At 55.2% G+C, this 19,937-nt stretch carries 22 protein-coding genes; 17 read left to right on the top strand and 5 right to left on the bottom strand.

Annotated features, from left to right (window positions below; translation table 11 throughout):
- The first annotated feature begins 895 nt into the window (after window positions 1-895).
- Window positions 896-1,915, top strand: coding sequence for an MrcB family domain-containing protein (locus C468_RS17650; RefSeq protein ID WP_080510648.1), 1,020 nt, complete (start codon window positions 896-898; stop codon window positions 1,913-1,915).
- Window positions 1,916-1,920: 5 nt separating this feature from the next.
- On the top strand, window positions 1,921-3,000 hold the full coding sequence (locus tag C468_RS18155; RefSeq protein ID WP_152422925.1) for a hypothetical protein: 1,080 nt from the start codon (window positions 1,921-1,923) through the stop codon (window positions 2,998-3,000).
- Window positions 3,001-3,146: 146 nt separating this feature from the next.
- Here C468_RS18155 and C468_RS17645 read toward each other — a convergent pair whose 3' ends face one another.
- Window positions 3,147-4,394 (bottom strand): McrC family protein, encoded by a 1,248-nt coding sequence (locus C468_RS17645; protein WP_080510647.1) that lies wholly within the window; start codon window positions 4,392-4,394, stop codon window positions 3,147-3,149.
- On the bottom strand, window positions 4,391-5,974 hold the full coding sequence (locus C468_RS17640; RefSeq protein ID WP_080510646.1) for an MrcB family domain-containing protein: 1,584 nt from the start codon (window positions 5,972-5,974) through the stop codon (window positions 4,391-4,393). Before C468_RS17640 ends, C468_RS17645 begins: the two co-directional genes overlap by 4 nt.
- Window positions 5,975-6,147: 173 nt before the next feature.
- On the opposite strand from C468_RS17640, the gene C468_RS13680 reads away from it, so the two are divergent.
- On the top strand, window positions 6,148-6,408 hold the full coding sequence (locus tag C468_RS13680; RefSeq protein WP_008849494.1) for a type II toxin-antitoxin system HicB family antitoxin: 261 nt from the start codon (window positions 6,148-6,150) through the stop codon (window positions 6,406-6,408).
- Window positions 6,409-6,660 (top strand): type II toxin-antitoxin system HicA family toxin, encoded by a 252-nt coding sequence (locus C468_RS13675; RefSeq protein WP_008849493.1) that lies wholly within the window; start codon window positions 6,409-6,411, stop codon window positions 6,658-6,660.
- 99 nt (window positions 6,661-6,759) lie between these two features.
- Here C468_RS13675 and C468_RS17635 read toward each other — a convergent pair whose 3' ends face one another.
- Window positions 6,760-8,352: a pentapeptide repeat-containing protein gene (locus tag C468_RS17635; protein ID WP_161609730.1), complete on the bottom strand. Its 1,593-nt coding sequence runs from the start codon at window positions 8,350-8,352 to the stop codon at window positions 6,760-6,762.
- Window positions 8,353-8,551: 199 nt separating this feature from the next.
- Between C468_RS17635 and C468_RS13665 the strand changes: the two genes are divergently transcribed.
- Window positions 8,552-9,157, top strand: coding sequence for a site-specific integrase (locus C468_RS13665; RefSeq protein ID WP_008849491.1), 606 nt, complete (start codon window positions 8,552-8,554; stop codon window positions 9,155-9,157).
- Window positions 9,158-9,290: 133 nt separating this feature from the next.
- Here C468_RS13665 and C468_RS18150 read toward each other — a convergent pair whose 3' ends face one another.
- Together C468_RS18150 and C468_RS13660 are read right to left on the bottom strand one after the other, a co-directional pair.
- The gene (locus C468_RS18150) at window positions 9,291-10,886 is read right to left on the bottom strand and encodes a hypothetical protein (protein ID WP_152422923.1); all 1,596 of its coding nucleotides are present in this window, start codon (window positions 10,884-10,886) and stop codon (window positions 9,291-9,293) included.
- 223 nt (window positions 10,887-11,109) lie between these two features.
- Window positions 11,110-11,292, bottom strand: a complete 183-nt coding sequence (locus tag C468_RS13660; RefSeq protein WP_049912232.1) for a hypothetical protein — start codon at window positions 11,290-11,292, stop codon at window positions 11,110-11,112.
- A gap of 236 nt (window positions 11,293-11,528) precedes the next feature.
- On the opposite strand from C468_RS13660, the gene C468_RS19145 reads away from it, so the two are divergent.
- The 12 genes from C468_RS19145 (at window position 11,529) to C468_RS13605 (ending at window position 19,894) form a co-directional block, all read left to right on the top strand.
- Window positions 11,529-11,663 (top strand): hypothetical protein, encoded by a 135-nt coding sequence (locus tag C468_RS19145; RefSeq protein ID WP_275039711.1) that lies wholly within the window; start codon window positions 11,529-11,531, stop codon window positions 11,661-11,663.
- Complete coding sequence (locus C468_RS13655; protein ID WP_008849490.1) at window positions 11,660-11,908, top strand: hypothetical protein; 249 nt, start codon at window positions 11,660-11,662, stop codon at window positions 11,906-11,908. Before C468_RS19145 ends, C468_RS13655 begins: the two co-directional genes overlap by 4 nt.
- A 113-nt stretch (window positions 11,909-12,021) precedes the next feature.
- Window positions 12,022-13,614 carry a hypothetical protein gene (locus tag C468_RS13650; protein WP_008849489.1) on the top strand — a complete coding sequence of 531 codons (1,593 nt, stop codon included), beginning with the start codon at window positions 12,022-12,024 and terminating at the stop codon, window positions 13,612-13,614.
- A gap of 3 nt (window positions 13,615-13,617) precedes the next feature.
- On the top strand, window positions 13,618-13,989 hold the full coding sequence (locus C468_RS13645; RefSeq protein WP_008849488.1) for a hypothetical protein: 372 nt from the start codon (window positions 13,618-13,620) through the stop codon (window positions 13,987-13,989).
- A 6-nt stretch (window positions 13,990-13,995) separates the two neighbouring features.
- Window positions 13,996-14,403, top strand: coding sequence for a hypothetical protein (locus C468_RS13640; RefSeq protein WP_152422922.1), 408 nt, complete (start codon window positions 13,996-13,998; stop codon window positions 14,401-14,403).
- A complete protein-coding gene (locus C468_RS13635) occupies window positions 14,403-15,065 on the top strand; it encodes a hypothetical protein (RefSeq protein WP_008849486.1) in 663 nt (220 codons plus the stop codon). The genes C468_RS13640 and C468_RS13635 overlap by 1 nt, the downstream gene beginning before the upstream one ends.
- Window positions 15,055-15,312: a hypothetical protein gene (locus C468_RS13630; protein WP_008849485.1), complete on the top strand. Its 258-nt coding sequence runs from the start codon at window positions 15,055-15,057 to the stop codon at window positions 15,310-15,312. Before C468_RS13635 ends, C468_RS13630 begins: the two co-directional genes overlap by 11 nt.
- Before the next feature lie 33 nt (window positions 15,313-15,345).
- Window positions 15,346-16,032, top strand: a complete 687-nt coding sequence (locus C468_RS13625; RefSeq protein WP_008849484.1) for a hypothetical protein — start codon at window positions 15,346-15,348, stop codon at window positions 16,030-16,032.
- Entirely contained in the window at window positions 16,032-16,313 is a 282-nt protein-coding gene (locus C468_RS13620) for a hypothetical protein (RefSeq protein ID WP_008849483.1), read from the top strand. Before C468_RS13625 ends, C468_RS13620 begins: the two co-directional genes overlap by 1 nt.
- Window positions 16,313-17,989 carry a hypothetical protein gene (locus C468_RS13615; protein WP_008849482.1) on the top strand — a complete coding sequence of 559 codons (1,677 nt, stop codon included), beginning with the start codon at window positions 16,313-16,315 and terminating at the stop codon, window positions 17,987-17,989. Before C468_RS13620 ends, C468_RS13615 begins: the two co-directional genes overlap by 1 nt.
- Window positions 17,976-18,782 carry a hypothetical protein gene (locus tag C468_RS13610; RefSeq protein WP_008849481.1) on the top strand — a complete coding sequence of 269 codons (807 nt, stop codon included), beginning with the start codon at window positions 17,976-17,978 and terminating at the stop codon, window positions 18,780-18,782. The genes C468_RS13615 and C468_RS13610 overlap by 14 nt, the downstream gene beginning before the upstream one ends.
- Window positions 18,779-19,894 carry a hypothetical protein gene (locus C468_RS13605; RefSeq protein ID WP_008849480.1) on the top strand — a complete coding sequence of 372 codons (1,116 nt, stop codon included), beginning with the start codon at window positions 18,779-18,781 and terminating at the stop codon, window positions 19,892-19,894. The genes C468_RS13610 and C468_RS13605 overlap by 4 nt, the downstream gene beginning before the upstream one ends.
- The last annotated feature ends 43 nt before the right edge of the window (window positions 19,895-19,937 follow it).

Here is a 19,937-nt window from a genome sequence, read left to right as displayed (position 1 = left end):
GAACATTGCATTCGGGTGACGCGTTCGCGTCACCCTTGCCCGCTACGCTTCCACAGCGACAGCTCTACCTGACCAACAATCTACTTCCGAAGAGCGAAAGATGGATGACAACGAGCGCCGATTCGACGAGGATACCGCAACGGAAATGACCGAAGATCTCCAGCGCTGGCAGCGAGACTAAATCGCTTAGCACCCGGCGTCGGTAGCCAATTGATCCGATCGTTGTGGTGTTCTAGATAACCAGCCGAATGTAGGTCGTACGGGGATGTTATGGACGTTCCTTCACAACTGAATAATGTGCACAGGCACAGGGAATGCCTGGCAGTATGTATTGTAGAGCAAAAGTATATTATGGGGGCATCTGCAGAGGACGGCGAGGTGATGGAATCGACAATCATCGGACGTAAATTGCCCGCGTTACGGGGGATATCTACTATTTTTGCCGTGGAAAAGAGACATAATAACAACGTCTTCCCCAGGTAGTTTTGTGAATTCGAATCTCAGCTGCTGATCCGCAACTATCAGCACACTGAATACGGCAGTGTAGACAACGCATGACCGGAGTATGACTATATAATATACAGTGGGTGACCGATATGTGTTATTTCTCGTCAAGAGCTCTCACGTCGCAATCGTAAGGTTCGAGAGTGCATCTTGAGATCCGCACACTACAATACACGGGGGCTGCAAATAATTGTGCTCTGAACGCCTACACCACTGTAACAAAACGACTCAACGCTATTTTGTTTACGAATAATCAGTACATATTCCACTCACCTCAGCCATATTCTGCGAACACAGTGTTGTGATAGACACCTCGGCCTATCTACAATTGTTTAGGACGCATATCTGTGCAGGGCAAACGTTTTCCACAGCGGTTCCTGTTGGTTAGACTATGAGTGCTGGTGCAAATGATAGAAAAGACATCTCAAGTTTGATACAGGCTGTGCTCTCCAACTATAGCGAAAATAAAACCGTACAAATAGCAAATGTGAGAAAGATTAAAAACCGCCTCGATCTCGAATTAGATCCGCCGTCACCAAACATCGAACTACAAGAACCAGAGGGTATTGGTCGGTTACCTAACATTCCTTACCTGGTCGCATACGATAGCCGGGTCACTGATACTCCGATGTTTGGCCTCTATGTGGCGTATTTATTCGACCCAAAGAATGAGATTGCGTACTTAGCGTTGACCCAAGGATTTGGGGCTGAAAGGGATCGACTCCGCTCTACGTCGCTAGTACGCCGAGTCCTTACACAGCGGAAGTCAAAAATTCAGGAGGCTATCCTTTCTAAGCCCAATCTCCTTGATTCTGTAGAGGATTATCGAAACGAAGCTATAAATAATATGCCACCAGGTGAACTTGAGACCAGTAATAACGAACTGTATGGTCAAATAACAGTGGGATATATTAGATATACATCTCCGATACCCCCCGACGACAAACTAATTCAGAACTTTCAGCAGATACTGGATCTCTATAATGTTGTACTCGAGGAGGGGATCTACGGCGATGCCATCTACGATACTCCCACTGTACATAATATAACTGATGAGAGTGCTAAATCCCGAATCAATGCAAAAGGTCCTAATCGATGTCGCGTAGCAGAGATCAGGGATGAAGGAGGAGAATATACGCGATTTGTGGTTTACGATATTAAGAAACCCCCCTCAAAATTGATTGATCCACATTACTTCGGGGATCTCTACGTGAGAGATGATATAATGCCTGATGAGTGGAGTAGAGGACAAGTATTCGATATAACAGAGGCACCAAATGATGACCGTGACACGCCCGGCAAAAAGGGTGTTACCGTTACTGCTACTGATGAAAAAGATCAGATTGAGGTCGGTGTCAGACGGAATGAGGAGTTGGAACACCAGCTCACTACAGAGACCAACAAAGAATAAATCTCATGCCTCCAGAATTTTCACTCACACATTATGACGTTGGTAATTCGAACGCTGCTGCCGCCACTTTCGGCGATAACCGAGTCGTGGTTGATTCTGATTTTCAAAATAACTCTGGCGGGAAGGCATTTAGAGAGATATACAAAGATCATCTCAGAAATAAAGAGATGTACTTACTGGGAACACACCATGATGAAGATCATACGAGCGGGTTCAATATCTTAACAAGAGAGTCGAGGGAAACACCCGAAACCTACCTTTCACCCTCTCTAAGTCTATATGCTGACGACACTCAAAGTAAGATACAGAAAAGGGCTTTCGAGAACGACGAAGAAACATATGTTCCGATTCCAGATGTGAAAGAGGGAAAGTTCAAAGAGATTTCGGAGGAAATGTTCTTCAAAAATAAAGTAGAGACACTTGATATTGACGTACTTTTTCCAAACCCTCACCAGTATGATTCGGCCGATTCTGTCCCGCTGACATTCGACCGTAATGATGGATTGATTATAAAAATGGAATATGAGTATGAGTACAAAGGTTCGCAATATACTCATTCAACTTTGTTTCCTGGAGACATGAATAGCTATTATTTGCATGTAGTAGCTGACTTAATCGGTGAAGATAAGTTGAACTCCGATACACTCGTACTACCCCACCACGGTAGCCGCAACAGTGCTGATATTAATATCCTTGACATCGATATCTCTACCGCGCGTAAAGCGTTGACTAGACAACAAACAGCATCGATCAGTAAAAGCACAATTTGTCAGGGTATAGAAAACTGGGATCATATACAGGAACTGAGTAAGGATCTCGAATCGAGATTTCTCAAATTAGTTGATCCAGATAACATTATTATTTCAGCGGATTTCGAACACAGAAACTATTCTCACCCTCATGACGTCATATTTGCAGTAATCCTCGGTAGTTTGGGACATGCGAATGTGTACTGTACAAAAGTTCATGGACATATTACTGAGGAGGCCAACACACAAAAAGTTGATATAATAACAGAAAATGATGTTAATATCACTAGTATAGAAGGCGTATTCAACAAACTGAAACAGATGGGAAAGTATTGAAAACAACATCTATTCCCTGAAAATCATCTTTATTCAAAAATATGATGGGATTAGCAGAAAGAACCAGATCAAAGTCCAAGAATGACAGGAAAACTCAGTAAAACCTGGGTTTGAGCCAGGAGGAGTCACCGTTTTTTATCCTACCGCTATGCTACCTCTAGTTCTTTTAGATAACCAGAAAGACAAGAACGGATCGTATCCTCGATAGTTCGCTTGAAATGGTCATAGTTACTGCTGTCGCCTGTTTGTAATTCAACAGCAGTCAGAGGCCCTCGGCCTGCAGCAGTGCCTTTCTCTTCATCGTACACGAATGACTGCTCGATATTTCCATCCAAATTAGGGTATACGAGGAGCCCGGGAACACCGTACTTTGCTTGGTACGCTGCAATTTGATACAAATCTCCGCGCTTCGGATCTGTATGAACCTTCCACTTTGCATCACCAACTAGGACGACCTCGCGGCGGTCCCGATCCCATACGTAGAAGTCTGGCCTGAGATTGAGGCGACTGGCTCCGTCAATTGTAGTTAATAGTGATCCGTATGATGTTGTCCGTACATCAAACCGGTCAGACTCGGCAACGGTCTCGACCGCTTTCACAACGACATTCTCGAAGGTGCTCTCCATATTGATCATGAGTGAACTGAACTGACGGTCCAGTCCTCTTAGGTCCTCGACGTACTCTTGTCGGAAGATCATCTCTGCGAGTTCGAGAGCGTTCTCGTAGTATCCGTTCAGACGGGTGAGAGTGACATTCCCGAAATCTTCGGGATCCATGGGTTCATGTGAAACTTGTTGGGCCAGTCGCCCGTAGTATCTGTTAAGATCGCTTTGCAGAGTCTGACCGTCGACGAGCTGTCGAAGCCGGGCGACCGTATCAATAAGGAGTTTGTTCTCAACGATTTCACGCGAGAGTTCGTCGAATCGACATTCAAAACTCGTCGCACCTGGTCCCTGTCGGCGGAGTTGTTTCTGCAGGTCGAGCTGCCCGCGAAGATACCGTTCCTCGGACTCTTCCGTGAGATATTCCTGCTTAAGACCTCGTTTGAGAACAGTGTCAACCTCGGAGAGGAACAACTTCGTTATAAGTTCAATGAAGGAATCGCCGGCTTGGATACTGACATCTGCACCAGTCACGATCTCTTCATCTAACCGATCGACATAGGCGAGGTAGTGGAGTAAGTTACACGGTGCTTTTGGCTCGATTTCTATGAGGTTCCCACTCGGGAGACCCACCACTCCGACATGCCGATCGGAAACGACATCTACGGACTCAGAGGCGCGGCGACGGACAGTGAACTCCTCCCGAGACTCCAAGAACTGCACGTCTTCCTCCGGGACCTCGATCCGGGTTTCGTCCCGCTCAGTTAGGAGGTACCTCTTGCGCGCACTCATACGTCATAGGCACTTCGGGTCTGCAAGCCTTCCAATTCCGCCAGCAGTGTTTCTCTATCAAAGGTGTCTATCTCGCGTCGCTCCACGTCAAATAGCGCGCTGGACTCGGTCTCGAAGAGGACCGACTGTAGCCGTTCGATATCGCCGAAGTAGTATTCATCAAGGAGTGGAAGGATGTTGAAGCGCCAGGCGTTTACGACGTCGTCGACGCTTTCGTGGTTAAGGAGGTACGAGTGACCAACCTGCTTGCCTTTCCCGAGTTCACCTGTATCGAGGATGTTCCGATTGATGATCTCCAGAGCGGTGATCGACGCTTCAAGAACTCGAGTGAGCTCCGGATCCATCTCTTTGAAGTCGTACGCTTCCTCGAACACCTCGTATTCCGGGGGGAATGAAAGGAACCCGAACCGCCGGCGGAGTGCAGCGTCTACAAGAGAGATTGACTGATCTGCAGTATTCATCGTCCCAATGAGATACAAATTAGGCGGAACCACGAATGGATCTCCAGAGTGAGCTAGACTGAGTTCCACTTCTTCATCAGCGTCGAGGCGCTTATCTAATTCGAGTTGGGTGATCGTCTCACCAAAGATCTTCGCAAGGTTTCCTCTGTTTATTTCGTCGATGATTAGCACATAGGGCGGTGCCTGTTGGCCTTCTGGAGTCTGTCTGTACGCTTCTTTCGCGTCCGTACAAACGTCCTTGAAAATTCCCGGGTCCATTTTGTAAGAGACTGAGCCGTTGTCAGTCTCTTTTGCCGTCAAACCCTCAATGAAATCCTCATAGCTAAATGACGGATGGAAGGTGACGAATCGGATCTGCTTATTTTCCAGTGACTTCGATTCCTGATTCACCCACCACCGCGCGAATCGCCGAGCATTGTACGTCTTCCCCGTTCCTGGTGGTCCATGAAACACGACCTGGCCGTTTGCGCGCAGTTGTGTGAGTATCTCGTCAGCTCGGCCGGGTTTGGGAACTGTCTCTGTATCAGGCCCAGAATCACCAGATACCCAGCTCTTATATGCCGATACAACGTCCCGCAGGTCTCCTCGTAGGGTTTCCTCGTCAGGAATCTCTCCCAGTTCATACGTCCGGTGGAAGATAGTTCCAGGACCGTACAGTTTCGGCATCGACGAAGCATTCTCAAATGTCGTCTCTTCCGCCTGGAATCCATCTAGAGAGATATCTTTCCGGACCTCTTTTGCTTTCGAACGTAGGGCCTCTCTAGCAGCAGTGATGCCTTGTTCGTTTTTGAGATCGGTGACCCCTTGATTTAGAGTCAACCGCACCTTACCACGTTTCGGCTCAAAGAGGAACACCACATAGATCCCGTTCTGCGTGGACGTGGTCTCTCGTGGATCCATAATTGCTACCCAGGGAATAGAGGTCCACATCCCCTGTCCCACGGATCCCTTAACCATCAGATCGGTATCATTGAGTGTGTCACTCACGACATCTGGAAGTCTCTGTTCGACGATCTCGCGGGCTTCGTGTTCAGAGAGTGGTGTCCCGATATTATCAGTTGGATATGTGGCAAGTGTCTGTTCAAGTTGAGTAAATATGGAGTCGTAATCTGTGCTCATGTGAGATTACTGGGTAGGGGACATGTTCCATAGACAATTATTGTTTTGGTAACTCTATGACTGTCCTGTTGTTTTGTGCTCCGAGCAAATCCACAACGTGAGCCCACGATCTCTTACACTTGCCGGGTTGTATCCGACAGAACGCTTATTCGACCGGTCCGCAAAGGAGAGGTATGGCGAGTGCGACACGCGACCCGTCCAACGGGGAGGGAGTCGAGTTCATTCACGAGGATGACGGCTCGATCACCGCGAAGGACATCGAGACCGGTGTCGCGTCGTTCGGCGAGACGAAGGCGGAAGCTCTCCGGATGCTCGCGGAGGCGATCGAGCTTCACGAGGGCGGCGGCGAGCCCGTGACCGAAGAGGACCTCGAAGAGTGGGGCCTCGAGGACACGGAGCCCGGCGACGAGGATCTTCCCGAATTCATGCAGTGAATGGTTCGGACGAACTTTTCCGGACGAGATATCGCGTCGGTACTCCACGATTTCGGATACGAGCGTGTCGGTCGCGTCGGCAGTCACCTGAAGATGCGCTACGAGTCACCAGATACGGACGAAGTCCGGATCGTGACTGTTCCCATGGCGTCCGAAGACGAGATCCCGACCGGAACGCTGCAGTCGATCGCGGACCAGTGCGGTGCGGACGACTTCCACGCGTGGTGTGAGTGGATCGACGAGCATCGGTGACTGCCGACTTGTCACACATAACGTCAATATAAATAATAAGTCAGCGCTACCAACCGGAGCTAGTTTTGCCTTCGCCGTATTTGTACACAAATTTGGTTATCAGCGGGAAGCGCGGCGGCCGAGGACGAACACGAACGTCGCAATCAAAATTGCGCCGAGTCCCGCTTCCAACAGTACTAGGCCTCGGCCGAGCTGTGACGCTGCTGCTGGTTGGAAGTCACCCAGTCCGAGCGTTGTGAACGTCAAGGTACTGAAATAGAGTGCGTCAATTGGATTATTGATAAACTCCTGCTCAGGCGTGTCTACACCGGGACTGTTCAAAATTAGATCATATTGCCAATAGGCTGTAGTGAAAGCGAGAATCATCGCAATCCCAGTCAGGAGAATACGAGAGAAGCTCTCGCCGTGTTTGAACACTATTCGAAAGACATGATTTGCGAATGACTGGATATACTCTCCACGTTCCTGGTGTCGTTTGCGCTGCATGTCCTGCCGAAGGACGAACATTGAACTCTGTAGCGACGGCTGGGTGTTTTCCCGAGCGACCTCCTCAAATTGCCGATACGTATCAGCTGCTTTCGTGAGTAACTCTTCGCGAGCGGTGTCAGAAGCTTGCTCTGGCTGTGATAGCATAAGATCGTATCCACAGCGAGGGGGAGGACCAAGTATTCCCTGTTCTTGCTGCCACCAACTCTTGTACTCCGTTTTGGCTGCGTGAATTTCTGTCCCATCATTTATTTGTACAGCTTCCATTCGGGCCCCATAGGGTGTTATCTTAGTCAATTCTGCATCAAACAGATTTATTTCAACTAAAGTTGCTTGTTCTAAATTTGCTTTAGAGAGATCTGCTTCAGAAAGATCCGCTTTGGATAAATCGGCGCCTTCTAGGTCCGCTTTCGAAAAGTCGGCGCCTCTCATCTTCCCATTCATTAGGTTAGCATCTTTTAGGTTACTTTTTGACAAATTCGCACCTCTTAGATGAGTCTCCGAGAGATCGGCACCTTGTAAGAAAGCCTCTGAGAGGTCGACACTGGATAAATTACTCTCTGAGAGATCGACGTATGCCATGTTACCTCCTGAAAAGTCAAAGTCAGTCAATTCGGTCCTTGAGAGGTCAGTGTGCCAAAGGATTGCTTCCGAAAGGTTGGCGCCTTTCATCGCTGTCTCCGAGAGATCCGTCTTGAATAAGTTCGTTTCCGAGAGATCGGCTCCTCTCAAGTCACTCTCCGAGAGATCGGCATCTTGTAAGAAAGCCTCTGAGAGATCTGCGTGTCTAAGATCCCCCTTTGAAAAGTCAGCTCCTTTCAGAAAAGTTCCGGAGAGGTGAGCGCCTTTCAGGGAAACTCCGGTGAGGTCAGCGCCCCTCAAGTCGCTCTCCGACAGATCAACTTCATTCAGGTGAGCCTCTGAGAGACAGGCATCTCTGAGAAGAGATACGTTAGTGAAATCCACAGAAACTGCTAATTTCCCCGGTAGGATAGCGCCATCCAACGATTCACCAACCGAGTCGGTCTGTTCAATGGCCTTTGTTTTGTATTGGGTTTTGGCTGGGTCTGCGTGCCACTTACACTGGTCAGTGTCTGTTAGTGATTCACGCCAGCACATGTTCTGCTGATTTGGGTCTGGGTCTTGTTCATTATCGAAATATTCAGGATATGTGTACCCACATCGACCCTCTAATTTTCTATTCATACGGTACCGAAGCAACCCACTCATACAACGATTTTCAATTGTTGGTATCGTGTCTACATCAAGACACTCTTGCACAGGCAGAATAGAGATTGCCGACTTGTTATACAAGTCGTCAATGAACCCCCCGAATCCGCCCTGATCACGCCGAGGACCTCATCGGTTCTGCCGTACTAAGTGATATCTTCTTTTGGAAGTTCACATGCGCTTAGAGGCAACCGGCAAGCCGGACCAGTACAAGTGCTGGCTCACGGACGACGAGATCGAAGAGCTACGTCGCGCCGCGGGGAGCATTCGCGACGACCTCGTGATACAGCTCGGCGGGTTCGTCGGACTCCGCGCCTTCGAGATCCCACAGGTCGCACCGAAACACGCCAAACGCACCCCCGACGGCGACCACTTCCGGCTCCGCGTACCGGAGGGGAAAGACACGACCGGAAGCGGCGGGAAACCTCGTGACGCCTATCTCCCGCGAGAGGTCGAGGGCGACATCCACCGGTACGTCAGGTCAGAAGATGTCGGCCGCCACGAGCCGATCGTCGACCTCTCCGAGAGCGGCGTTCGGGCGGTGGTCAAACGCACGGCTGAGCGCGCGGTCGAGGCAACCGGCGATGAGGACTTCCTCCACGTGTCGAGCCACGACCTCCGGCGGCGGTTCGCGCAGCGACTCCTCGTCGATAAGCAGGTGAACCCGCGTGTGGTGATGCAAGTCGGTGGGTGGGACTCGTTTCAGGCGATCGAACCCTACCTCAATGCACCCACGCCAAGAGTTGTGAATAACGCGTTTGAGGAGGCAGGTTTCGATTAGTCTTTTGAAGAATCAGCTACACTGAAATCCTCAGACTGTGATGAATTTTAGCGCTCGTGGGAATACAGCACGCAGGTCTTGCACGAGAGTGTTTTGAAACCGGTGAGACCGAGTATTGCCATCACAAAATATACTACTCTATGAAGTCTGGATCAATTTCTACAGTTAAATATAAGAATAGAAGTAATAGAAAGAGAGGTGTAAACAAGACTCCTGTGAAACCTAGGTTCCATAATATTTCCACCAATAATGCATGAACTAATATAATAAAGGCAAAGAGAAAAACCGAAGTGGTCGGCTCATCGAAAAATCTCCTAGTCTTATTTTTAAAATCATCGTAATAAAATAACGAAACTGGAAGAAAAAACAGAAGGATATGTTTAAGTCCCAGAAAGTCATCTAGAACGAATGGTAGACCTATCTTCTGAGGTATCGTCAGTAATATCCCAGCGGATAATCCACAAATCATATACGATTTTGTAAATATGATGTTTTCTGACTCAATAGGTTGCGGATCGTCTTCGCGATGTGTCTGAAGATATACGATAATTATATAAATTGAAGAAAGAACAGCAAGTGCGACTGATGCTATATCTGCTACTCCAGATATCAGAGAATCGGAGCCGAAACGTACCGTAAAGTTTGGAATAAATAGGAGGCAGCTGAAAAGAGCGACTGATGATGGCAACAAGGGCCAAGTGAGCGCGATCGGCCTTACTATAATATCCGTGCCAACTTCTTCCCCAGAATAATATTGGAGAAAAGTATTCATTCTTCGCGTTTGCCTCCACCAATACCAAAGGCCGTAAAGTCCAGGAATAGGACCTAATGATATCAGAATTAGCCATTGAGTTAATATACCAGATGATATTGAACCTGATATAGAGATCTGGGACACATATGTTATGAAATAGAACATATAAAATGATGAAAAGAGAAGTCCTATAAAAATTATTAGCACTGCAGATATTCCCTTAGCCGGCATCAGTAAAGTAACTTGGAGTACGTTGAGAATATCTTCTTCGAAATTATTCATCTCAATACCCATTGTATAATGTGAAATTACAATAATTAGTACTGATACTTCAAGAACTGGGAAAAAGAAACCAAATACGAAAATTAGCGTCCCAATTAACATTGCAACAAGTGATACGGCTCCGCTCGCAAGCAAGATCGCAATACCACGAGTCAAATGTTCAAGCATGCTTCCGGATTCAGTTTCTATTACTTTCCCCTCCACATCTGACGAATCTGTCACAACTAGTGGATGATTTGTCATAAAACCGTCATTTTCAAATATATCCTGTTCAGAGGTCGATTGCAATATAGAAAGATAGAAAGCATGAATAATCGAGATGATTAGAAATATAAAGAATACTAATGGAGGTATTACTGCCAACCCTGAGAGGACAAGCATAGCTCCAAAAACAACAATTAAGCGGAAACCTAGATTATAAGCGGCATCACCAAAGTATCTTCTGAATATTTTGGGACTTAGTGTATACACGAATAGTATATACAGTATTGTTTGAAAGCCTACTGCAGCGAGATCAACACCAGTATCAAATTCTACCAAAAATGATATCAATACACCTATGAGTGCGGTTTCTGAGAGTCCCAAGAATGCGTCTATAACTTCAATACTGCCACGTCTCATTAGTCCAAATAGAAGACTACCAAATGCAGATAGTGTCAAAGGAAAATAGATTGACGGTGACCGTCTCGCCATAAATTATAATTTGCAATAGAGGTTCTTGAGAGTTGTTATAAATATTATCTAATTATAAAATCGGTTTACTTTGATATCTTTCTATATTAGATATATTAAATTATTGTAGGTAGAGTGAACGATGGTTTGGACTGATCTAGCTCGATCAAATGAACCATAGCATCGAATATAGAATAAATACTTGGCAGACTATTAAATTTGAATTTGAATCAACCGCGATTGTCTATAGATCTTTCTTGGGCCGTCGTATCTCTGCAACATCCGTACCCTCTTCTGCAAAAAAAGGAATCTGGTCTCCCTGTTCGATCTCCCACTCTTCCGCGAGCGGTCGCGGAATCGTCACCGTGACGCTGCCGTCCCCTTCCTGTGCGGTGCGACAATCGGCAAACCGGTCCTGAATGCCCATATAGGCACTGGCGCTCGTCGGGACATAAAGCGGCAGAACCCACCAGTATCTCTTAGATCATCCGCGAAACCTCCCAATTTTCTGTGACTTAGGCGTCGACGGCGCGACGTACGCGTGTCGAACCCATGGGTCGGTTCGGCTGTTCAAAGTATGAACGACGACGATCGGGGCTCGGAGAAAGAGCCCGACGGCGACGGGAAGCGGTGGACCGACTGGTCTCACTACGGAGGAGACACGTGACCGGGGGCGACACGGAGATCGTCCTTCGGGGCGACGCGGAGACGACGGCGCAGCTCCGGGACGACATCACCGGGATCGGTATCCGGGACGACGTGATCCGGGAAGAACGGATCACCGGAGGCGACGCGTGAACTTCGATGTTGACGGCGCCGGAACCGCGGTTCTGGTCGCGGTGACCGGAGTATTCTGGTTCTTCACGTTCGGCTCGGGAATGAGCCCGACCACCACGGAGATGTTGGTGGTTGTCGGATTCACGGCGCTCACGCTCACGAAGACGGGGACGATCGCTCTCGGAACGAGCGCAGAGGAACCGGCTCCGGACGAGTCCGGGCCAACACCGGCAACTGACGGAGGCGAACGGAGGGACGACGCGTGACGTGGGACCCTGTCGGGATAGTCGTTAGTGACGGTTTCCGTGACTACGTCGAGGACCTTCGAGAGACGCACAACTACGCCGCGGGCGGCGTACAGCCCACTTTTCAATCGACCATGACCGACACACAGAGCGGCAGTGACGCACAGGCGACGACCGACAGCGACGCGGACCTCGAGGCGAGCCCGGAGGCGGGTGGTGCGGCGGGCCGACAGATGGGCCGGCGCGCGTTCATGGCGGTGACGGCGGCGACAGCGGTGACGGCGGCGGGAGCCGGCGCCGTGGCGGGACAGTCGGACCAGACGATCAACTACGACTCGGAGTACGCGCACGAGCCGACCGCGATCGGGACGGTGACGGTCGCCGAACACGAGCCGGGGTTCAACCAGTTCGGGTATATCGCGGACGACGACTCGGAGGCGACGCTCGAGGAGGCGTCGCTGGCGGAGCGTGAGGACGAGAGCACGCCGCACAACCCGGTCCGGATCCGTGCGGATAACGTGTTCTTCTCGGACCGGCGAGCGTTCCCGCGGGACCTCACGACGACGAACGCGGACGACGAGGAGGAGGACGGATCGGCGCTCGACGCGGAGTTTTGGACGACGGACGAGAGCTCGACGGCGGGGACCGTGACGGTCGAGGACGCGTCGGAGGATCGGCTCCGTATCTCGACCTCGGGACAGAGTGCCGGCGACACGGCCGTCGCGACGTTTTCGGAGTTTACGATCGGCGACGGCGAGCAGCGGTCGATGCTGCAAATAATCGCGAACGTCGACTCCCTGGGTACGGACACGGTCGTCGACGTGGAGGTCGTCGACGCGGCAGGCGACTCGGTGGTCGCGACAATCGACTCGTCTGCGGACTCGGCGAGCGACACGACGATCGCGACGTCACAGGGACAGGGTATCCTGTACCAGCAGCAGCTCGGCGAACTCCCCGACGGAGATCTCCTCGACACGATCGAAAAGATCAACGTGAGCGTGTCAGAGGGGAACGCGGACGTAACGTTCCACGGGCTGAACCTCGAGTCGTCTTCAAAGTGGGGTTTCGGGACGCGAGAGTCACTCAATTCGGACGACGAAGTGGAGACGAACACGGTCCGAGACCAGGTCGGGTACTTCGGTATCACGGACCTGTCGACGCTGTATGACAGCGCCCGGCTCCAGGACGCAACGGTGCGGAACGTAGAGTACCCGGACGCGAGGATCACACCGACGGACGTGTCGGTGACGCTCGAGGACGGCGAGCGGTATGAGTACGAACACCGACTGAAAGCGGTACACAACTTCGATCTGGATTCGGCGTACGACTTGTCGATCGAACTGACAGAGTGGGTCGACGAGGTGGCGCACCCGAGCGGCCGGTATCTCGCCATGGAAACGGCGACAGGTCTTGACGAGGTCGTGGAGGTCGACGAGACGGAGGACGTAGAGTGGACCTCGCGAACGTCGTCGTACTCCGACTCCGGGATCGGTGACGAGGTGTCGCTCCCGTCGACGATCTCCTCGGCGTCGGTGTTCTCGCTGTCGGAGGACGTGCTCCTCCGCGGTGACGAGGCGGACGAGGTCGTAGTCGAGAGCGGAGCCGCCGTGGGGCCGACCGGCCGCTCGGGCGGCGGGTTCCTGTCTCGACTCTTCTCGATCCCGGGAGCGATCGCGGGTTCGATCGCGGGGCTCGGACTGCTTCGGATGTTCCGTGGGGGTGCATAACCCATGTCCTCGTCGGGCGACACGTACGTCGAACAGGCGGAGGGGACGGGCGTCTCGGACGCTATCCGCCGAGTGATCGTCTCGCCGCTGCTAGCGGTCGCGGCTGGTATCTCCGGCCTGATCGCGACGGGGTTCGATCAGATAGGTGAGGTGGTCGGCGCTCTCGGCGACCTTCGAGAGTTTATCACGGCGATCGTGGCGGACGGTCCGATCGTGATCGTCGAGGCGGGCGCGGACGCGACAGCCGCGGAGCTCGGAGAGTTCGGCGTGGCGGCGTTCGCGGTCGGTATCGGCATGATCGCAGCGGGGTGGGTCGTGTGGACGACGGTCGACCCGGATGTTCCGCTCCTCGACAGTCTCCTCCCGTGGAGGTAGCACGCGATGAACACCGATCCGGGCGGAGGAAGCGGAGGCGGCGGAGACGGACGCGACAGCATCCTCTCGAGTTTTAACCTCGGCTCGGCATCGCGGTGGGTATCAGGTAGTAGCGTCGACTGGCGGTCTCTCGTGGCGTACATCGCGACGGTCGCGGCGCTGATCGTCTCGGAGACGCTGGGGCGCCTAGTGTCCGGATTGTTCGCGCTGCCGCGGCTCGCTGTGGACGCGGTAGGAGACGTGTACGCGGCGCTGGCTGGTGAGGTCGTCGGGTTTTGGCCCGAGATCTTCGAGTCGGCGTTCAGCGTGCAAGAGGTGGCGTTCGGCGAGCTCGGAGTATTGGGTTTCCTCGCAGCGGGAGCGTTCGTCCTCGTGTGGTTCCTGGTGCTGAACGAGCTCGTGGAGGTGCTCTGATGGATACCTATCCGGGCGGAGGTGGCGGCGGTTCCGACGACGGCTCCGACGGCGGCTCAGACGACGGCTCCGACGACGGCGGCGGTGGAGTCTTCGCCGGGCTCACACGGTCGCGTATTCTGGGGATTCTCGGGATCAGTACGGGACTGTGGGCGTCGCTAACGGACTTCGGCGAGCGGCTCGCCGAAGCAGATTCGCTCCGGGACCTCGTCGTGGAGATCGTTCTCACGGAGTTGGTCAGCGCGTTCCTGTCGTTCTTTGAGTACCTGTTCGCGGAGGTACTGTACGCCGTCGAGGTGGTTTCACGGTCGTTCTGGGTATCGATCGTGGCGCCGTTCGGGGAGCTGTACGACTCCTTTACCGAGCCGATAATCGGGAGTCTCGAGACGCTCCGGACGACTGTCGAGTCGGCAGTGGCGAGCACTGGTATCGCGGCGCCATTCGTCGCGCTCACCGGGTGGGTCGCGGTCCTCCTGGTGGTCGCGGCGATCGTCGGGGTCCTGTGGTCGCTCGCGGAGACGTACCTCCCGACCGAGGCGGTAACGGCGAACGCGAGCCGGCTCTACGACCTGGCGCGGAGTCCGTTCGAGGTGCTCAGACGACTCGTCGGCGGCGCGGCGCGAGTCGTTCGCGGAGATACGGAGGGACCAGATGAATCTTGATTCGATCGGCGTCCCGGTCGGGATCGGGGTCCTCGTGGATCTCCTGTTTTCCGGTGGGGACGTGCTGCTCATGCTCGGAACGGAGATGTACACGCCGCTGGCGGTCTCCGCCAACTGGCTGGCTCCGAATGTACAGTGGTTAGACGAGGAGGTGGTCACACTCCTGGCTGCGGCTGCGGCCGCGCTGTACGTGACTAACGCACTAATCAAAACCTATGAAACACGGATCGCAGACACAGACGACTAGGGCGGAACAGACCGCGCCGGCCGGAGGGAGCCCATGACGGGTATCGCTCTGTTCGGCGTTTCGATGCCGATCTGGGGGTGGGCGATCCTCCTGTTCGGCGTCGTCGCCGTCGTGGCGGCACAGGCGCGCTCGGACGGAGACGAGGGGTCGCTCGGCGGCGTCGGCGACTCTCGTCTCGGGGCGATCGGCTGGGGAGTCACGCTGGCGGGGCTCGCGTACATCATGTATCAGTCGTACACGAGCGCAGACGTAGCGAACACGCTCGCGTGGGCTATTGGTCCGGGCCGGGTTTGGTTCGGGCTCGGGGCCGTGTTCTACGGCGGGTACATTTGGACGCGCGTCTCCGGCGACGTAGACTCCCGTGAGGGCATGGTCGGACAGTTGCAGGAGGCGGTGCGCGGGCCGATCCTACAGGCTGGCGGGATCGTGAGTACGATCCTGATCACGGTGGCTGTCGGAGCCGTGTCGCTTGGGCTTGTCGCGGGAGACCTGCTCGGGTTCGGGCTCGGTCTGTTCGCTGATGGACCCGGGTTCGGCGCCGCGATCGTCGGTACCGTGCTCGGGTTTATCTCGGCTGGTGGGTCGGTCCCGCTGGTCGACGACTTTATCCCGGACGTGCTGCGGTCGATGCCGCCGGGATACTGGCTGGCGATCATGGCCGGCGTGATCTCCCTCGCGCTCGGGTTCCGGAGTGACAACTTCTCGGAGGGGGTGCGGTAATGGAGCCGCTCCTCACCCTTCCGGTCGCTATGCCGGACCAGGAGCGGGACGCGACCGGTCTCACCGATCGCGCGTATCTCGACGTGCTCGGTCGGTGCGTGTCGGCCGCGATCGTCTTCTGGCTCCTCGGACAGCTAGCAATTCTCGACGCGGGAGCGGTATCGTTCAGCGCCGCGATCGCGTCGGTTATCGTACTCCTGTACTGTGTCCAGTGGGTAACTGAACTGCTCCGCCAGACGTGGGTCTACGCGGGGACCTGGCGGTACGGAGGGATCGTCTAATGCGGCGCGGGCGGTGGGTGCTCGCGCTGGTCGCTGTCGTCCTCCTGGTGGGCGCGGCTGGCGTCGCGGTGACGGCTCAGGAGAGCGGTGGGTCGGAGTCGGAGCTGACGCTCTCGGAGCTCAAGCAGGAGGGAACGAGCTATAGCTCCTCCCCGGACTCGGTGCGTATCGAGGAGGGGCGGATGTTCTGGGTGATCCACTGGCCGGCAGGGATCACGGGGTCGCCTGGCGACCCGGAGGACAACCAGTGGGAGTACCTATCGCCCAACGACGTGGTAAACCGCAACTCGGTGTACCTGCGGACTATCAACGTCGACGATCGCGAGGAGGTGACGGTCAATGTCGCGACGTACAACGTCGAGGAGCGGGAGGTCCACGACCGGGAGACGAACACGACGACGACGGAACAGGTCGCGCGGAACGTGACGACGAGCGATCACAACGTGACGCTGAATCGCGGGTGGGTCCTCGAGGAGATCCCGCTGTCGGAGTCACAAGAGGGCCAACATGTGACCATGTGGGTCGGCGACAGCGAGGAGCTCCGGTGGAACTTCGAGCACCGGTCGACGGCGACGACTCAGGATCTCCCGTTCGGGACGTGGGGCGGTCTCCTGCGGTGGTCGATGCTGATCTTTGTCGTCCCGATCGGCGTCGGCGGCGTCGTGTCGCTGTACGGCGCGAAGCGCGTGATCGACCGGACCGGCAAAGGGCCGGGGTGGTCGTACGGCTCGTGGGTCGCGCTGTTCGCGCTTATCGGCGGGCTGATAGTCGCGTCGTTCTGGGGGAACATCACCCGGCTCCTGGTGGAATACCCGTGGGCTATGGTGCTGTACGTCCTCCTGTTCCTGTTCGCGCTGATGCTCGAGACGTTCGAGCAACATACGAAACTGGTGCGGTTCGAGCGGGACGAGATCTCGAAGACGACCATGCCGTCGGACGAGGTGGGCGTCGACCAGCTCGCCTCGGACGAGAAGGTGCTCACGATAATCGACCGGCCGGAGGAGCCGGCGAAAATGGCGTCGGACGGCGTCATGGCGTTCCTGGCGCGGCTGGCGACCGGCGGGGCCGCGACGCTCCGGACGGTTGACCCGGACCACGAGGACGCGGACGAGCACGGCGAGACGGACACGTGGAAGGACCCGCTCCGGTGCCAGGCGACGGTGCGCGAGGGACAGGTGGACATGCGTGCGTACGTGCACCCGATGAGCCCCTCGGTGGTCGACTACAAGCCGGAGGGGTGGGAACTGTCGCTCCCGGAGCTCGAGGACAGAGACGACTACGTGTCGCTGGCGTCGAAGGTCGGGCTCGTGCTCGCGGCGGCGTTCGTCGCGACGCAACTGTTCGCGGGGCTCGGCGGGATTCTCGCGGTGGCTCTCGGTGTCGGGTGGATCGGACTCCGACCGAACGAGGCGTATGCGCGTGTGTGGGCCGCTCCTGTACACTACCGGAGGGCGCGCACGACCGCGCTCCACCTCGCGGAGGAGACCGACGACGCCGAGACGATCGAAGCGGAGCGCGAGAAGCGGGTCCGATCGGAGATCTCCACGGAGAAAGAGAAGATGGACGCGGTCGACAAGCGGGACGGAACGCTCGTCGACGAGATGTTCAGCATCGGCGAGGAGGAGGACGACCTCCCGGGAGCGGATAACGGAGGTGCTCCGAGTGGCGACGACTGACGTGTCCTCGGACTTCGCGCCGGCCGACGGCGACCTCGAGGAGGGGTCGTATCGTCCGGCCCTGGTGAAGCTAGTCGACGACGTTCGCGACAGCGAGCATCAACTACTGCGAGGGTTCGGAAGCCGACGGGAGGTCCTCCTGTGGACTCAGGAGCTCGCCGTACGGACGCTCGGGGAAATGCCTCAGGAGTGGTTCCACCAGATGGCTCGCCAGTTCAGGGGCGTACCCGCGAGCGAGCACGAGCGGACGCTGGTGTCCGCGCTCCTGCGGCCGCAGTACCGTACGCGCGACCTCGCGGAGGCGAAGGCGCGCGAGTTCCGCAGGCAACTGAGCGCGCGGACGATACGCCCGGCCGCACACCGCGCGTTCCGGGAGTTACGGGCGGACGCGGGCGAGTACGTGGACGACGGGAGCGCGGACCAACACGCGCCCGGCAAACAGCAGTACGTCGCCATGCGGCCGGCGATCCACGAACTCCACGAGAACCAGCGTCGGACACTCAAGCGAGTCCTCGACGGCTTCGAGGATCGGGAGGCGATCCTCGACTGGGGGCACGACCTCGAGCTCGCGACGCACGGGGAGATCGACGAGGCGTTCGTCACGCGGTGCTACGGCGAGCAATCGACGCGTCGGCTCCTCACCGGGACGGACCAGAGCGAGCGGCGTGGTCGCGAGTTGTTCGCGGCGCACTACCTGATCCCGGTGTACAACCGCGGGGTGCGCGACCTCGCGGGACGCGCGAAGGAACAGGCGGACGAACAGCGCGAGGAACGACAGACGGCGACGCTATGAGTACGAAACAACGACAGACGACGAGAGACGAGACGAAACGGCAGGTCCTCGAGGAGTTCCGCGACCCGATCTCCCTCACCCGGTGGACGGACGCGCGGTCGATGCGGGAGGAGTTCGGCATGGGGGCGTGGGACCGCGAGGTGTTCAACTGGCCGAGCGTGATCCCGAACTGTTTAGAACACAGTTGGGACTCGCCGTCGAACGAGGTCGACGGCGGGACCGACTGGCTCGCTCGAGGGAAACCGGGAACAGGAAAGTCGACGCTGGCGAACTACCTGGTCGTCCGGCTCCTCGAGATAAACGACGAGAAAGTCGTGTGGCGTGGGTCCTCCTCGCGGTCGGAGTGGATACCGCTCGCGCCGTGGACGACGCTGTACCTGCCGGCCGGGGTCGACATGTCGATCCGGCTTGAACCGAAGGACCCGACGAACGAACCGGTCGACCTCGAGGTGGACGAGCTCACGGAGATCGTCCGCGAGGTGCGGACCTACAGCGACCCGCGGGAGCTGAACCAGACGCTCGACGAGGGCTCGCTGCACGTCGTGTACCCGGACCCGCGGATGCGCGGGTGCCAGGAGGTGTACGAACGGAGCCCGGAGAAGCAGTACGACACGCCGCCGAAGCGTGAGACGCTGTTCTCCGAGGAGGACCCGGCGAACCACTGGTGGTTCGCGTGGTTCCTGGCTCGTGTCGAGCACGGGCCGCACCACTGGACCTCGCTGATCTTCGACGAGATCGGCGACGTGTGTCCACAGTCGGCGAGCAAAGACACGTTCGGAACCTACCAGAAAGTCGAACTACTGAAAGACACGTGGGTCGACGCCCGGAAGTTTGGGCTCTCGACGTACGCGTTCGCTCACAGTGAGACGGACGTGCATCAGATGATCCGTCGAAAGCTCCGCTGGCGGGTACAGATGCCAGAGACTGCGAACCCGACGAAAGCGAGCGACGTGGTCGGGTTCGAGTCGATCCGGATGAAACACGACATGACCTCGCGATATGATGTTGGCGAGGCGCTGATGTACACGGAGAGTAGTTTCGAGAGCTTCGGGTGGGACGACATGCCGAGCCCGAGCTCCTACAAACTCAAGATCGCGCCGGAGGTGCGCTGATGTTTCTGACTTTTAAAAACAAAATCAACGACGAGACGCCGAC

This window comes from Halorubrum kocurii JCM 14978 (assembly GCF_000337355.1).
Lineage (GTDB): Archaea > Halobacteriota > Halobacteria > Halobacteriales > Haloferacaceae > Halorubrum > Halorubrum kocurii.
Note: the sequence above shows the minus strand (reverse complement) of the source record. Positions and strands in the feature narration are given on the sequence as shown.